The organism is Komagataeibacter kakiaceti JCM 25156 (assembly GCF_000613305.1).
This window is the reverse complement of the sequence record NZ_BAIO01000008.1, coordinates 14,953-29,863: the sequence shown is the minus strand read 5'-3', so window position 1 is coordinate 29,863 and position 14,911 is coordinate 14,953. Positions and strand designations below refer to the sequence as shown.

Genomic DNA, 14,911 nt, shown 5'->3' with positions numbered 1-14,911 from the left:
AGCACGGGGAGGCGCCACCCCTTGCGGCGCCTGACCGGAGATGGCAGCCCTTCTCAGGCTGCCGCCTCTTTTTCCTTCTCCCTGTCCTCGGTGTCGTCATGCACCGGGTCTTCATCGGTCGCGGTCGCCGCCAGATCGTCTTCCAGCGCTTTCAGCTCGGCGCGCTTTTCATCAAGCATCGCCTGTTCCGCGAACGGCAGGCCCAGACGGGCCCGGTAGGATGGCAGGCGACGCTGCGCTTCCTCCCGCATCCGGATTGCGTCACGGAGCGCGTCGTCGATCCGAAGCAGCGCATGCTCGAGACGCGACGTCAGCCCAAGGCCCTTCGTGTCGTCCTCGACGGCGATCTCAATGCGACCCGAGCGTGCTTCCACAAACAGCGTCACGTCGACCGCGCGCTTTTCGTAGTACACGCGACGGCCTGGCCCAGCTTCGCACATGACGGCGAACCCACCGATGCGTCCGAGGTTCCAGACCCCTGCCTCACCGTTCTTCGCCGCCAGGCGGACCTGGGACAGGAGCCATGACCCGGCCTTCTCGCGCTCGGTGAGGTCCCCCTTGTTCCTGCGCAATACGAACGCATCCCCCTTCGTGGGCTGACGGCTGGCGATATCCGCCTCGATGAGCGGGATCTGGCGCTCCGCGCCCGCAATCTCACGCTCGGCCCGGTCGATGGCACGTTTTACGGCGAACTGGTCGTCATAATGGGCGGCCGCCAGCCTCTCGAGCCGCGCAAGATCGGCCTCCAGCCCGGCTTTGTGCATCAGCCGGGCATCGCCTGAGGCGAGCGCCTTGGCCATGGCGAACTGGTTTCCCCCTTCCCCGCCAATGTCCTCGATCCGCCGGATGGAACGGTCACCTGACATCGCAAGGCCAATAAAGCGCTGCTTGCGTTCGAGGAGCTGCCAGTTGGTCGCGTCAACAGAACCCTGCTGGGCATAGGCGTAGAGTTCGATTTCCGCGTGCTGGTTGCCCTGCCGCTCGATGCGGCCCTCGCGCTGGATGATGTCGGAGACCAGCCACGGCACGTCGAGATGGTGCAGGGCCTTGAGGCGCTGCTGGGCGTTGACGCCGGTGCCCATGGTCGCCGTCGAGCCGATCAGGATCCGCTTGCGGCCGGCATTGAGATCACCAAACAGCTTCTGCTTCGCCGCACTCTTCCTGTAGTGCTGCATGAACGCGATTTCCGCGCGCGGCACGCCCAGGCGGATCAGTTCATCGCGGATCCACGTGTAGGCGGAAAAACCGCGTGTCTCCATCGCGCTCTCGGTGCCCAGATCCGAAAAGATCATCTGCACCGCCCCCGGCAGGTCGTACGGCCGACCGGTTTCAGGATCGCTGTAACGGCTTTCTGATGTCTCCTGCCAGATCCGGAACACGTTCCCGATCAACAGGTTGAGCTTCGACGTGTCATCATTCGCGGCGAGAGGGGCGACGAAGCGCAGGTCGATCGCGGCATGACGGGCATCCGTGATGACGGACAGGAGGATGTCATCGCCCTTCTGGGGACGCCCCTGGCGTGCTTCGATAGCGTTGATGCGGGCCGCCAGCGTCTTCTGGTAGGCCCTGAAGTTATCGTTTGTCGGCGCGACAATAATCTCGCGGCGTCCGCCCCGGATCGCAGGCAGTTTCACGTACTGGCGCAGGTCATCGTGCTGCACGACATCCGCGAAGTCGCGATACATCGCCATGAGGTCGGCTACGTTGACGAACTCGGTGAAGCGCGTGACCGGCTTGTAAAGCCCGCTTGGCTGCAGTTCCAGTTCGGTACGGGTTTCGCCGAAATTGGCTGCCCAGGCATCGAATTCATGCAGGTAGCGCTTCTGCAGCGCCTCAATATCCATATAGCGGCTGACCGTCCACATTTCGGCGAGCGTATTGGTGATCGGGGAGCCGGACGCCATGATCAGCGGACGTTCCGGATTTTTTGCCGCCAGGTAGCGCGTCTTTACGAAGAGATCCCAGGCCCGCTGCGAGCCGTTCGGATCGACCCCCTTGAGGTCGGACTGGTTGGTTGCAAAACTCAGCTTCCGGAACTGCTGCGCTTCATCAACGAGGATCTGGTCGATGCCGATCTCTCCCAGATGCACGAGATCATCCTTTCGAGCGGCAAGGCCTTCCAGCTTCGCCTGCATCTTCTCCTTCATGCTCTCGACCCGCTTGCGCGACAGGCGGTCGGCCGCGTCGACGCTTTCCAGCACTTCCTCGTAAGACGCGATCTGCGCCTCGATCATCTGGCGTTCGAAATTCCCCTCTACCGGGATGAACCTGAATGCATCATGCGTGATGATGATCGCATCCCAGTTTCCGGTCGCGGCCCGGGCGAGGAACCGCTGGCGCTTTGCCTTCACGAAGTTCGTCTCGTCGGCGACGAGGATCCGTGCGGTCGGGTAGAGCATGAGGAATTCGCGGGCCATCTGGGCGAGGCAGTGACCGGGGACGGCGATCATCGCCTTGCTGATCAGCCCAAGCCGCTTCTGCTCCATGACGGCCGCAACCATCGAGAAGGTCTTTCCGGAGCCGACCGCGTGCGCGATATACGTGCCGCCCGCGGCGATGATCCGCCAGATGACCCGTTTCTGGTGGGGGCGCAGGCTGATCGTGGTGCTTGCACCGGGCAGGCGCAGATGGGAGCCATCAAACGCGCGTGCAACCAGATTGTTGTAAGTATCATTGTACAGCCGGACCAGCCGCTCGGCCCGATCGCTATCCTGCCAGACCCATGTCTCGAACGCACGCCTGATCGCCGCCAGTTTTTCCTTTGCGGCTTCCGTCTCCTGTGTGTTCAGTTCGCGGTGCTCATTGCCATCGCCATCACGCCAGACATCCCATATTTTTGGCGATGCCTGCGTCAGGGCATCTTCCAGCAGTTCGCCGGCATGTCGCCGTTCCGTTCCCCAGACTGACGTCGCCTCGGCCTTGCCCATGAACGCCCGTTTCTCCACGGTCCAGCAGGCGACCGCAGGCGCGTGATAGATGACCGTTTCGACCCCGAGCACTTCGGCGGTAAAGGCGATGATGTCGCTGACCGGCAACCAGGGAGCGCCAAGCGCGCGGTGATCTCCGACGGACGCAGATCGGCTGGCTGGACGGCTTCCAGCGCCGTGACGTTCCGGGCGTAGCGCCCATCGATCCGGGCTGCATCGCGTGCCTCTTCCAGCTTGGTCCGCACGGCGCCGGAGAGCATTTCATCAGCCGTGACCCAGATATCGCGACCATCCACGCTTCGTACCGGATCGAGATAGACCGCGTCCCCCAATGCGGCCGCGACCTCAGCTTCGGACTGTCCCATCAGTTCCGCGATCCGCGGCATTTCCACACTGCCTGTTTCATGCAGGCAGACGGCCAGGGCGTCGTGGGCGGAATGGATCTCGGGTTCGACAGGCGCATGAATGACCCGTTCCGAGAAAATCGGTCCCATCCGGCCTTTCTGTGTCGCCTCGTCGTATTCCTCGATGGACGAGACCAGCCAGACGTCGGGATCATCGTAAAATGGCGTAAGGTTCGGCCGCCGCTGGGTTTCGTTTTCGACCCCGGTTTCTGGATCGATGCGGACCGTCACATTCATCAGGTTGATCGGCCCGAACTGTCGGACAAAGCTGAAATAGGCACGCTTCAGGTCACCTTGCAGGCGTCCATAGGGCAGGTTCTCCATCTGCGCCCGCAGGACCGCGCGTGCCGCATCCCGGACGGGTATCAGCGCGGTAATGATCCGGGCATGCTTCTGGAAGAGGCCATCCTTCTGATCCCCCTTCCTGATGGCGACCGTGGTGGCCTGTCCGTCGCAGATCTGCTGCAGGACGCCTTTCGTGACGAAGTAGGAGCCTCTTTCAGTTGGGCGCCATCGGCAGCCGTGCCGACCAGCACACCGGCTCCCACCGGCCGGACAATACGCTGGTCCAGGGGTTCCGGAAAGCGCACGTCCTGCCCGATCCGGCTCAGGGCCCCGGGCAACATCACATCGAGCCTGCCGTCGGCACGCGCGTCGCATGTGTAATCGGGACCGAACTGGGTGGTGGTCCAGCCGTGATGGCCAAGCACCTGCTCCGGATGGTCGAGAAAGTAGCGATTGACGAGGAGTGGACCGTTACCCTGGTCGCTATCCGTAAGGGCGTCGGTTTCCAGCCAGGTCTCGTCATCGGCCATGTCGCCGATCATGCGCTTGCGTAACACCAGTACGTCCACCACCACGTCCGTGCCGGCGTCATCGCGCATTGCCCCGGCGGGGAGCCGGACCGCCCCCACGAGGTCAGCCATCTCGGCGATGGTCCGGCGCGCGGTGCTGTCCGTCTTGTCCAGCGTATGGCGGGACGTCACGAACATTGCGATGCCGCCCGGGCGGAGTGCTTCGATGGATCGGGCGATGAAAAAGTCATGCAGGCTCAGCCAAGCCGCCCCAGACCTTCCGGGCCACGCACGGTGCGATTGGAAAAGGGTGGATTACCGATCGCAAGGTCATACCCGTCTGCGAGCTTCACTGTCGTGAAATCCTCGCTGCGGATCCACTGGTTCGGATAGAGCCTGCGTGCAATCCTTGCCGTAATCGGATCATTCTCGATCCCGGTAAAGGCGATGCGTCCCTCGAGCGTTTCCGGTCGGGCTGCGATGAAAAGACCGGTCCCACAGCCGGGTTCAAGCACGGAACCGCCTCTGAAGCCCATCTGCAGCACTTTGTTCCAGAGTGCGTGCACGATCAGTTCAGGCGTAAAATGCGCATATTGTGTCGCGCGCTTCAGTCCTGCCCTTTCAACGTCTGTTGTGGAGGCATTGATCGCCTCGCCAATCTCTTCCCAGCCTGGCGGGTGCTATCGCTTCCCGATGGAAACAGGTTGTTCGCCAGTTCTCCTGCTCCAAAGCCGATGAAGCGTGACAGGACGATCTGTTCGGGGGACGCGGCGTTTCGATCTGCTTCTTCGATCTCCTTGAGCAGCGCGATAGCCAGTGCATTGTCACGGGCCCGCTGGTTCCAGGTGTCAGCGAGGCCTCGGTCGGCCACCATATGAAAGTCGATCTTGGGAAGGACCATCGCGGCCGGTGTGGCAGGCGGGACGGAGGACGCGCCGTCTTCGCCTTCAAGTTCGCCCCAGAAAAGGTCGTTCTGGGTATCTGCGAGAGCGGTTGTGCCGAAGAGGTTGAGCTGGAACGACATGGCCGTGCTCCGTACAAACGCCGGCACCCGGCGCTGCTTCTGCAGGCCGGGATGTTTCCGGGTCAGGTTTTCGGGATGTCAGGAACGGGCGTGCTAATCAGGTTGTGTCGCCTGATTACTCTTTCCTTCAGCTCTCATTGCAACCGGGTCGGGCAGTGCGGGGCAAGGGTGCCGCGTAGCGGCAGCACCGGACCCGCGCGCAGGCGACGCAGACGCCGAGCACGGGGAGGAGCTACCCCTTGCGGCGCGCTGGCCGATCTGGTGCAGTTTTGTCTTATTTAGACCTTTTTTTTGGCCGTTCCTCTTCGGCAAACAACGGGCAATCGGCTCAAAGCTCTGGCGCTCCCGACCATAGGTAATCTAACTGTGACCCCGGACGATACGTCCTGCGCAAGCAACGCACCAAATCAACAGACAAAAGCGTTTTACGCGGTAAAATTTTTACGGCGTAAAAGATTTGGAACTCTTCTCTTGTCTTCAGAAAGCTGTCCTGTAAAAACTCCTTCTATACGGTGGCGGTCCGCGGAACTCCTGCATCGATAAGGTCCCAATGACAAAACATCCCTCTCCATCAAAACAATCCATCGTGATGCTATCATCGCCAAAGGGTGGTGTTGGAAAATCGTCGTTATCCCGGAATATACTTGTTTTAGCTGCTCAATCTGGCAGACAAGTATTAGGACTGGATATGGATAAACAGGCAACTCTAGCCACATGGGCGGAACGCAGGGAACGCGTCCGTGCGAGTATTCCGGCCGTGTCCCATATTCCTGTACATCGCGCGTCCCTTGATGACTGGCGGTCTACCCTGAAAATGGCGAGGCAATCCTCCGCCGATTTTATTGTCATCGACACGCCGCCCTCGATCGAAATCAACATGACAGCAATCTTGGGCTTGTGTGAAGGTTCTGATTTTGTTCTGGTTCCATGCCAGCAAAGCCAAGACGATTTAGACAGCGTGATACCGTGGATGCGCCATTTGAAACAGAGCGGTGCGAAAGCAGCGTTCATCATTAATCGGGCGAATATTCGAACTCGTTCCTACGCGACTATCCGCTCCAAATTGCTAAATGTCGGCCCCGTGTGTCCCGTAGAAATCGCCCAAGCAGAGGAAATATCACTCGCAAATGGTAAAGGGTTAGGCGTCATGGATCTAAGTCGGCCCAAAAACGCGGAAGCGTTTGGCGCACTCTGGTCATACTTGCGACAGGAGTTGGACCTGTGAGCAAAGCCAATTCGACGCGCGGCATCTCGCTGCGAGCCTTGCAGGGCCTTGATGCTGACGAAATACAGCCATCTGATGCGCGTCCTAGCGAGCTACATGAACTCACCACCGTATCTTCTGAAACCTTGGAGACAATTGCATCAGTATTTTCCGGAACGGACCTTGCGAAGGACGAGGGCCGCATCCGGATCATTCTTGATACCCAGCGCGCCGTAACATCTGCGTGGGAAAAGGCTGCGCGTTCCTTTCTGGAAATCGGCCGAGCATTAAATACGCTAGAAAATGCACTTTTTTCGAGAGAAGAAAAAAACCGTCTTAAAGCCAGTTTCGAACGCTTTTTCCCTTTCTCCGAACCGGTGGCCTCCCAGTTGCGTCGGATCGCAAGCATGGTGGATAGTGGCCGAATTAGCGAGACGTTACTACCGGGTTCATATAGTGCAGCGTATCAGCTGACTTTGCTGGGACCAGAGGAGCTTGAAGCGGCGCGCGAAAAGGGCCTAGTCGGACCCAGCGCGTCTCGTTCTGCAATCATAGCATTCCGAAAGTCAATCAAGCGGCCTGCATCTCATGTTGATTTTGCCGCGCTCGTAACAGAGGCGCGGCGCCTTAGATCCACCAGGCGCCAAATGCTGGAACAGCTTGTTGCCATCCGAAAGCGCTTACGTGAAATCGATGAACTTATCGGTGACGAGTAAAAGTTTCGAGAGAGCATTAGGAGGCCAACACCTGCATCTATTACGGGATCGGCAACGCGACCCTCTACACAAGACGATCGAAATACGGTGGGCTTGAGGAGCAGCAAGTAGGAAACTCGTGAGACGCCCGGCATTACGGCGTAGTGCTCTGACTAAGGCGGTGTCCAAACGGGATTACTCGCAACGGCGGGGACGGGCCCGTAGTCTCATCACCGTCGACCCAAGGACGTGGCGCTATGCGTCGTACCGTTCATGCGATACCGAGGTGCGCGGCCTACCGCGCCACCTTGCGTGAGCAACGATGCCAGTTTCCCTATCAGGGTCGGCACATCTTTCTGGAATGCGAAGGAGTAATCCTGATCCACAAGAAGCTGTTCCGGTTGTATCGCAAGGAAGGGTTGTCGGTCCATTAGTGTGGTGGCCAGAAATAGGAAATGGGCACCTACTCGCCGACGCCGGTGCCCGACGGTCCTAATTCGCGCTGGACAACGGATGTCGCTTCCGCGTGCTGACCGTTGAGGACGACTACACGCGAGAGTGCCTAGTACTAGTCACCTGAATCTGAAGTTCGGCTCATTGTCTTATGACAAAAGCGCTTCACCGAGGCGAGGATCTGGTCGGCTGATTTGACCCACCGATACGGCCGTGGGTTTTTGTTATGTGCATCGATAAAAGTTGTGATGTCGGCTTCGAGTGCAGTTGTTGACCGATGCACGCCGCGCCGGAGTTGCTTGCGCGTCAGTTCGGCGAACCAGCGCTCTACCGGATTGATCCAGGAAGCCGAGGTGGGCGTGAAGTGAACATGCCAATGCGGGCGGCGCGCGAGCCACGTCTTGATCGTGGTCGTTTTATGTGTGGCGTAGTTATCCAGCACGAGATGAACATCCAGGTCATCAGGCATCTCGGCATCGATACGTTTCAGGAAGTCGAGAAATCCCGTGGTACGATGACGTTAGTAGCATTTGCCGATTACCGCATCTGTTGCGATGTCGAGGGCTGCAAACAGCGACGTCGTGCCGTTCCGGAGATAGGTATGGGTACGTCGTTCCGGCACGCCCGGTACCATGGGCAGGACGGGCTGTTCGCGGTCCAGCGCCTGGATCTAGGATTTCTCGTCGACGCACAGCACGATCGCGCGGTTCGGTGGCGACATGTAAAGACCGACAATATCCCGAACCTTGTCGACGAATAGCGGGTCCGTCGACAGTTTGAAGGTTTCAGCCCGATGCGGCTATCTTCGACTGTTCGTCCGCAATTAGTCTACTGATTTGCCTCTATGCGACGCAGACGTTTTCATCGTCTACGTTGAGTGAGGACTTTAGCGGGACCTAGGAAACGCGACTACCGTGCGTTTTGGCTCAACAGGTGGAGGTGAGGGAACTAACGTTAGGCCCACAGCACTCAGTTTGACTGCCGCCTCTGGATATACTGCTAGTGCCAGGTTGAGTTGAGCGCAGAAGGTATCACGGAAATGGTCTAGGCGTTTTACGCCAGCGCCGAACTGGGCGTGAAGACCCTTCCAAGTGATTGGCGTGTCCTTCTGGAGGACATGCAGCCGATATGCAAGCCAGCAATATATATCTAAAGCCATCGAGTGTTTACTGATCGCTCGAATTGCGGATTCCTGGATAGGAACAGGATGTCGACGAAGCTGATCGTAGAATGTTTCACTTAGCTTCGTCCGCGCTAAAAGTTGTCCCCCGCTAGAGTCCTCGCCATCTTCCGTAAACAGTGCTTTGTCGACTATAAGTTGTTGTACTAATGCTGACTTTCCTGCTTGTTGGACCTCGAAAGTGAGACGACAGCGCGTGATGCGGAGTGCCTGCTCTCTTACGTCGGCTATCGTTTTGCCGCCAGGAGAGATGTTCATCTTCTTAAGCCAGTCGCGAAGCGACTTTCCGAGCTCAATTTCGCGACTCTGGGTTCTTAGAGCCTCGGTTTGTAGATATAGCAGTATAAGTCTTGCTCGACTTCCGTATGGGACACCAATCCATTGAAGTTCCCCATTCGGAAGTGTTCGTCGACCTGGTTCTACGAGAAGGGTAACTCTGTCGGTGCGAACCTGCCAAGGTGCAGAGTCGGGCTGTTTTTTATGTGGGAGCGGTGCTTGTGCCCAGCCGCTATACATGAAACCTAGTCCGGCATCTTCGTCCGTCAGATATGCGGCGGCCGCATCAACGACACGGCGGTCCATGTCCAGCTGGAGTACATGCTGTCGACCATGCTCCTGAAGCAAGTCATGCACTTCCGCCATCATGGCTCCCCTAGGCATATGTATGTTGGCTCGATTCTGCGTCCATGATGCACGGATTTGTTCAGAATGTCTCTGAGGACTGTAGCGGGATCTAATACTAGTTAAAGATAATTGTATTCTAATATTAGTTTGTCCCGTTAGTGTCCTCGGGATAACTTATGCGAATCGTGCTTGCTCCGTAAGCACGTGTCGCTAGAGTCCTCAGTTTTTCCGCTACAGTCCTCAGTCCCCTGTTGGTCACCTCGCAAAAGGGAGGTGTAGCGAATCGGTATCTCTGAAGGCATCAAGTTTCCCGTCAGAGTCCTCGATTTGCAGATAGCGCTAATTTGGCCCCCGTCAAAGTCCTCAAAACTGAGAAATTTTCAGGTTAGGAGGCTTCTAACAGCCCGATTTTCCTTGATGTTCGGCGGATGAACCTGTTTTTGGCGCACAAAACCCCGCTAGAGTCCTCACTTCGAGGACCGTTTTGCGATCTATTTCGGCTCCAGATTTCCGGCATATCTCAGAAATTAACCTTGCGCGTCGCATGTTCCCGCCAGAGTCCTCAGTTTTTGCCTCTGAAAGAAACTCCATGAGGACTCTGGCGGGAATGTAGCCTGGAACAGGTGTTCAGAACTTTCACTTGGTCGGGTGGCGCGTTGAGACGCTGGCTCCGTCGATGTACGTTTTACGGTCTGTCGGGATAATGTCGTGGCGTGGGCTACGCCCGCCAAAGTCCTCATCTGGATGTTGTGGTTACACTGGGGGCTGACGTCCGTGATCACGCGTGACATGGCCCTGTCTATTTCCGCAGACTCTGCGAATCGACCCTCTCGGATATCCCAACTGATCTACCCAGTGACGCCGTTGTGAGTCGCGGCAGGGAGATAATCAACAGGTCTTCATCAGGGGAAATACTGGTTTCCTGATATTCTGCTTTTTTGCTGTGTGCCACTGGACGAATGCAGGTGAAAGCATGACCGCAATCAGGAAATTCCCCGATCTATTGCCGGGCTTTAGCTGGCGGGATATCGAGGTGAATGGCGTGCGGATCCGCACGGCTACCGGCGGAAACGGACCGCCGCTGCTCATGCTGCATGGTCATCCGCAGATGCATCTGACCTGGCATAAGGTTGCGCCCGCACTGGCGAAACGTTTTACCATCGTGGCCCCAGATCTGCGGGGTTATGGTGATAGCGCCAAGCCTGAAGGTGGGAAGGATCACGCCAACTATTCCAAGCGGGCCATGGCAGCTGATCTGGTTGGCGTCATGCACCAGCTTGGATTTGAACGGTTCATGGTTGTCGGGCATGACCGGGGCGGACGGGTGGCGCACCGCATGGCGCTGGATGCACCGCAAGCGGTGGAAAAACTGGTGCTGATCGATATCGCACCGACAGCAACGATGTATGCCCGGACCAATATGGAATTCGCCCGACGCTATTTCTGGTGGTTTTTTCTGATCCAGGCCGCCCCCTTGCCTGAAAGGCTGATCAGTGGGGATCCAGACTTTTTTCTCGAAAGCCACATTGCAGGACAGATCAAGATACCAGGATCGGTCGATCCGCGTGTCATGGCCGAATATCGTCGATGCTACGCCGACCCGGCAATGCGCCATGCAGCGTGCGAAGACTACCGCGCTGCAGCAGGCATCGACCTCGTCCATGATGCAGCTGATGCAGACAAGCGGATTGAGGCCCCATTACTGGCTCTGTGGGGCGCACGTGGCACCGTGGGCGCGTTATATGATGTTGTCGAGACATGGCGCGAAAAAGCCGTGGACGTGCGGGGATACGCGATCGACTGTGGTCATAGTCCGCAGGAGGAAGCTCCGGTAGAACTGTTGCATTGGCTTGATGCGTTTCTCTGACCTTCGCGAAACAGTTGGAGAGTCAAAGCGCGATTTTCACCGCATTATAGTCAGTTATGCTTTGAAAAGCAGACCCGTTCGATTCAGATGACGCGATCGCTGGAGATACCGATTGGTTGTGTGCGGATTCAGAGGTTACGGAGCGACCTCTGACCCGGATCAGCGGGAAGCGGCAGCATGTTCCAGATAGAGCCGCAGCACCGTAACGGCTTCCTTGTCCTGGGCCGGGCGGGGGGCCGAATGATCCTGTGGCAGGGCAAAGATCGTCTTGACCAGATGCAGCAGCATCACGGCCCGTTCGTCATGTGGCCCCGGAAAACCACCCAGCCGTGACAACAGCTGGCTCATGCGCCCGATCAGCGCCTTGCGGAGCGTTCCTGTCCCATCTGGCAGGGTAATCCCGCTGTCGAGCAGGGAAAGGACGACTGAGCGTTCCGTCCGCAGACGCTGGATGATGTCCAGCAGTCCTTCTGCTGCATCACGTGGCGACAGCGGCGGATCGCGGTCGACCAACTCATCCAGGGCATGCAGGAGCCGCGCGCCGTAGCGTTCGAGTACTGCGGCGGCCAGCACGTCCTTGGTCGGGAAAAAACGGTAGAGCGAACCAATTGCCGTGCTGGCGCGGGCAGCGATCTCGGTCATTGTCGCCGCCTCGTAAGATTTCTCGCCAAAGACCGTTGTCGCGGCCGTAAGGATCGCTTCAACGCGGTCGCGTCCGCGCTGCCGCTTGGGCGCGAGTGGTGATGAACGGGGCGGGCTTGACATAATGCGAGGGTACCCTCAACTTTCTTTTATGCGAGACAGTCCTCGCATAACCGATTTTCCATTGCCGGTCGATGTTTGACCCGACCATGTATCCAGATCCCGGAAGGCGCCGATCCGTGAACAGATTTGACCCACGAACCACCGCTCTTGTCCTCATTGACCTGCAGAATGGCATACTTGCCCTGCCAACCGCCCCGCGGCCATCGTCGCAGGTGCTGGAGAGCGGTAAATCGCTTGCTGCCTGCTTCCGGGATGCCGGTGCTACGGTCGTACTGGTTCGGGTCGCGTTTGCACCCGACTTTGCCGACGCGCCACCCGGTCTGGCCGACCAGCCCTTAAGCCCGCCGGAAGGCGGCCTGCCAGCGGACTGGGCGCACCTGGCGGACGGGCTGGCAGCACCTGGCGATATCGTCATCACCAAACATCAGTGGGGGGCATTTACAGGCACGGAACTTGACCTTCAGCTTCGCAGGCGGGGCATCCGAACGGTCGTACTGGGCGGTATTGCTACGAATTTCGGGGTTGAATCCACCGCACGGCACGGCTGGGAACTTGGCTACCATATTGTCATCGCCGAGGATCTCTGCACCAGCCTGTCAGCAGACCTTCATGATGTTTCCGTCCGCTCGATCCTCCCGCGGATTGCACGCGTGCTGCCTTCCGATACAATCGTGTTTGGCGGTTAAGCAGTGAGGGTAGGGCCATCAGCGTGGCTGCTGACCGGGCGATGGGGCTTACTGGCGCTGCTTTCGCTGGTTTTCGGTATGCTTCTGGCCGTCTTACGCCTGCCGGCCGCGCCGCTGCTGGGACCACTGGGGGCGGCGGTCGTACTGGCCACACGGGGTAGTGCGGTCCGTATTCCCCGCTGGGCCTTTCTCGGCGCACAGGGCGTGGTCGGGGTCATGATCGCCAGCTATCTTTCAGCCTCGATCTTTCACGAAATGGCAGCCAGCTGGCCGGTCTTTGTTGCCGGTACGTTTTCTACCCTGTCTGCGGCAGCCCTTCTCGGCTGGCTGTTGACACGCTCGCGCCTGCTACCCGGCAATACCGCGATCTGGGGTTCGTCACCCGGTGCGGCCACGGTCATGACGCTGATGGCGGAATCATATGGAGCGGATATGCGGCTCGTCGCCTTCATGCAGTATCTGCGCGTGGCCTGCTGCGCCGTCATTGCGGCGGTTATTGCGCGTGTGGCCGGAACGCCGTCCGCCCCGCTGGTCGTGGCACAGACCCTCTCATGGCAGGGGGCTTTACTGGCGCTGGTGATCGCGCTGGCAGGGAGCGCCCTGGGCACCCGTCTGCGCGTGCCGGCCGGGGGACTGCTTGTGCCGATGGGGATCGGGATGGCCGTAAGGCTCGGCGCCCATCTGCCGATCGAACAGCCGCATCTTCTGCTGGTCGCGGCCTATGCCTGGTCGGGTGGGGCATCGGCATGCGGTTTACGCCAGATGTGCTGGCTTATGCCGGACGTGTCTTTCCACGTGTGCTGGGTTCCATCCTCGCGCTGATTGCGGTGTGTGGCGGCTTTGCATTGATACTTGCCCGGCTGGCGCATGTGGATCTGCTGACGGCTTATCTTGCAACCAGTCCTGGTGGAGCTGATTCCGTCTCCATTATCGCCTCGACCACAAAAGTGGACATGCCTTTCGTCATTGCCATGCAGGTCGCCCGATTTTTCTGTGTTCTGGTCACCGGGCCAGCTCTGGCGCGTTTTCTGTCCCGCAGATCGTCGGGAAAAGGGCAGCGCGATGTGTCGCAAGAAATACACGGGAAATAGGCGAAAAGGAGGAGGGGCTTGCTGAAGACCAATGCGACAGATCCCGCCCTTGCAAACCCGCTCGCGCTGAGGCGTGACGACAATTTTGGTCGATGGCGGGAGCAGCGATTTGACCATCAGGGTGCAGTCATTTACCCCGCGTGTCTGGCGCGCAGCATCTTCTTTCGCTGTATCCCCGTTTGACGGTCATATCCATTCCGATGATGTCATAGCTTCCTGTAGTCGCGTGGCTGATGCCGGTTTCCCTGCGAAACATCTGTGCAAAATGGCTCGCACTCTCATAGCCCCTGGTCAGGGCAATCTCGATGATGGACCTGTTGGTCTGCGATAGAAGGTCCTTCGCATGGTCCACACGCCGCCGGATAAACCAGCGTGAAGGGCTTTGCCCCATGGTGTTGTGGAATGACCGGCTGAAATGAAACCGGCTCATCCCGCACAACCCGGCCAGAAAATCGAGATCGAACGGTTCGGCGAGATGGGCCTCCATATGATCAAGCGCCTTGCGCAGCTTCCACGCTGGCAGTTGTGCGGGTCTGGGTGTGGGCGAAGGCTGTGTCTGGGCATAATGACGCAGAAGATGGACAGTCAGACTTTCCAGAAGTCCGTTCACAAATAGAGAACTGGCCGAATGAGTCGTCTGGATCTCGGCCGTCAGGCCTGTCAGAACGCCAGAGATAAATGCGTCCTGAACACCGGAAATTTCGCGCATGGAAAGCCGTGATGGATTAAGCCCTAACGATCGGGCGACGCGGTTCACCAGAGTAGGGCCCAGATAAAGATGCAGGACTTCAAACGGACGGTCCGGATCAGCCTGCCAGCGCAGGAGGTAAGGCGCATCGGTCTGTGTCAGGAAAAATGATCCGGACCCGGCCTCACTTTTCGTCCATTCACCTGTCAGTTCGCGTTCCTCGACCTGTGCTTCTCCTGAGATGATCCGCACCAGAAAATGTTCGGCCACAGCCGGGACAAGCTCTTCATCTTCGTGTTGCGGCCGACGGAATATCCGCATCATAAAATGTTGGTCTGGAACAGGCTTTCTTTCACGACCCTAAAGTTCCAGATTGGAAAGGCCCGGATCATCATCCCGGCGTCTTCCTGGCCGTATCGGCCAGCGCGGTTTGGAGCAACGTCGTGACTTCGCCAAATGTCAGCCTCCATATCGTGATACCAATCATGATCACTGCAGGCGAGGCTGAT

The 14,911-nt window shown here is 58.4% G+C and carries 7 protein-coding genes and 4 pseudogenes; 6 read left to right on the top strand and 5 right to left on the bottom strand.

The features are described from left to right. Positions 1–53: 53 nt before the first annotated feature. Positions 54–5,149: pseudogene (locus JCM25156_RS20685) on the bottom strand (lactate dehydrogenase). Between the two features lie 550 nt (positions 5,150–5,699). Between JCM25156_RS20685 and JCM25156_RS27520 the strand changes: the two are divergent. From JCM25156_RS27520 to JCM25156_RS29275, 3 genes are all read left to right on the top strand, one after another. Next, complete coding sequence (locus JCM25156_RS27520; RefSeq protein ID WP_232275864.1) at positions 5,700–6,374, top strand: ParA family protein; 675 nt, start codon at positions 5,700–5,702, stop codon at positions 6,372–6,374. Beyond that, positions 6,371–7,069, top strand: a complete 699-nt coding sequence (locus JCM25156_RS01890; protein ID WP_007400691.1) for a hypothetical protein — start codon at positions 6,371–6,373, stop codon at positions 7,067–7,069. The genes JCM25156_RS27520 and JCM25156_RS01890 overlap by 4 nt, the downstream gene beginning before the upstream one ends. 236 nt (positions 7,070–7,305) lie before the next feature. Next, the gene (locus tag JCM25156_RS29275) at positions 7,306–7,482 is read left to right on the top strand and encodes a hypothetical protein (RefSeq protein ID WP_159104948.1); all 177 of its coding nucleotides are present in this window, start codon (positions 7,306–7,308) and stop codon (positions 7,480–7,482) included. A gap of 134 nt (positions 7,483–7,616) precedes the next feature. Here the strand turns inward: JCM25156_RS29275 and JCM25156_RS27515 are convergent. Both JCM25156_RS27515 and JCM25156_RS27510 read right to left on the bottom strand, forming a co-directional pair. After that, positions 7,617–8,300: pseudogene (locus tag JCM25156_RS27515) on the bottom strand (IS630 family transposase); the annotation flags it as partial. A gap of 87 nt (positions 8,301–8,387) precedes the next feature. Continuing rightward, positions 8,388–9,326 (bottom strand): replication protein RepA, encoded by a 939-nt coding sequence (locus JCM25156_RS27510; protein WP_082084927.1) that lies wholly within the window; start codon positions 9,324–9,326, stop codon positions 8,388–8,390. A gap of 952 nt (positions 9,327–10,278) precedes the next feature. Here JCM25156_RS27510 and JCM25156_RS01880 point away from each other — a divergent pair. Then, the gene (locus tag JCM25156_RS01880) at positions 10,279–11,172 is read left to right on the top strand and encodes an alpha/beta fold hydrolase (RefSeq protein ID WP_025811859.1); all 894 of its coding nucleotides are present in this window, start codon (positions 10,279–10,281) and stop codon (positions 11,170–11,172) included. Between the two features lie 159 nt (positions 11,173–11,331). On the opposite strand, the gene JCM25156_RS01875 is transcribed toward JCM25156_RS01880, so the two are convergent. After that, entirely contained in the window at positions 11,332–11,937 is a 606-nt protein-coding gene (locus tag JCM25156_RS01875) for a TetR/AcrR family transcriptional regulator (protein WP_025811857.1), read from the bottom strand. 116 nt (positions 11,938–12,053) lie between these two features. On the opposite strand from JCM25156_RS01875, the gene JCM25156_RS01870 reads away from it, so the two are divergent. Further along, positions 12,054–12,623, top strand: coding sequence for a hydrolase (locus JCM25156_RS01870; protein WP_025811855.1), 570 nt, complete (start codon positions 12,054–12,056; stop codon positions 12,621–12,623). A gap of 78 nt (positions 12,624–12,701) precedes the next feature. Further along, a pseudogene (locus JCM25156_RS20680) lies at positions 12,702–13,714 on the top strand (AbrB family transcriptional regulator). A gap of 206 nt (positions 13,715–13,920) precedes the next feature. Here the strand turns inward: JCM25156_RS20680 and JCM25156_RS20675 are convergent. Further along, positions 13,921–14,720, bottom strand: a pseudogene (locus JCM25156_RS20675) (helix-turn-helix domain-containing protein); the annotation flags it as partial. Positions 14,721–14,911: the final 191 nt, after the last annotated feature.

Coding starts and splice junctions, on each gene's coding strand:
- JCM25156_RS27520 (WP_232275864.1), top strand. CDS start 5,700: ATGACAAAACATCCCTCTCCATCAAAACAATCCATCGTGATGCTATCA.
- JCM25156_RS27510 (WP_082084927.1), bottom strand. CDS start 9,326: ATGATGGCGGAAGTGCATGACTTGCTTCAGGAGCATGGTCGACAGCAT.
- JCM25156_RS29275 (WP_159104948.1), top strand. CDS start 7,306: ATGCGTCGTACCGTTCATGCGATACCGAGGTGCGCGGCCTACCGCGCC.
- JCM25156_RS01875 (WP_025811857.1), bottom strand. CDS start 11,937: ATGTCAAGCCCGCCCCGTTCATCACCACTCGCGCCCAAGCGGCAGCGC.
- JCM25156_RS01880 (WP_025811859.1), top strand. CDS start 10,279: ATGACCGCAATCAGGAAATTCCCCGATCTATTGCCGGGCTTTAGCTGG.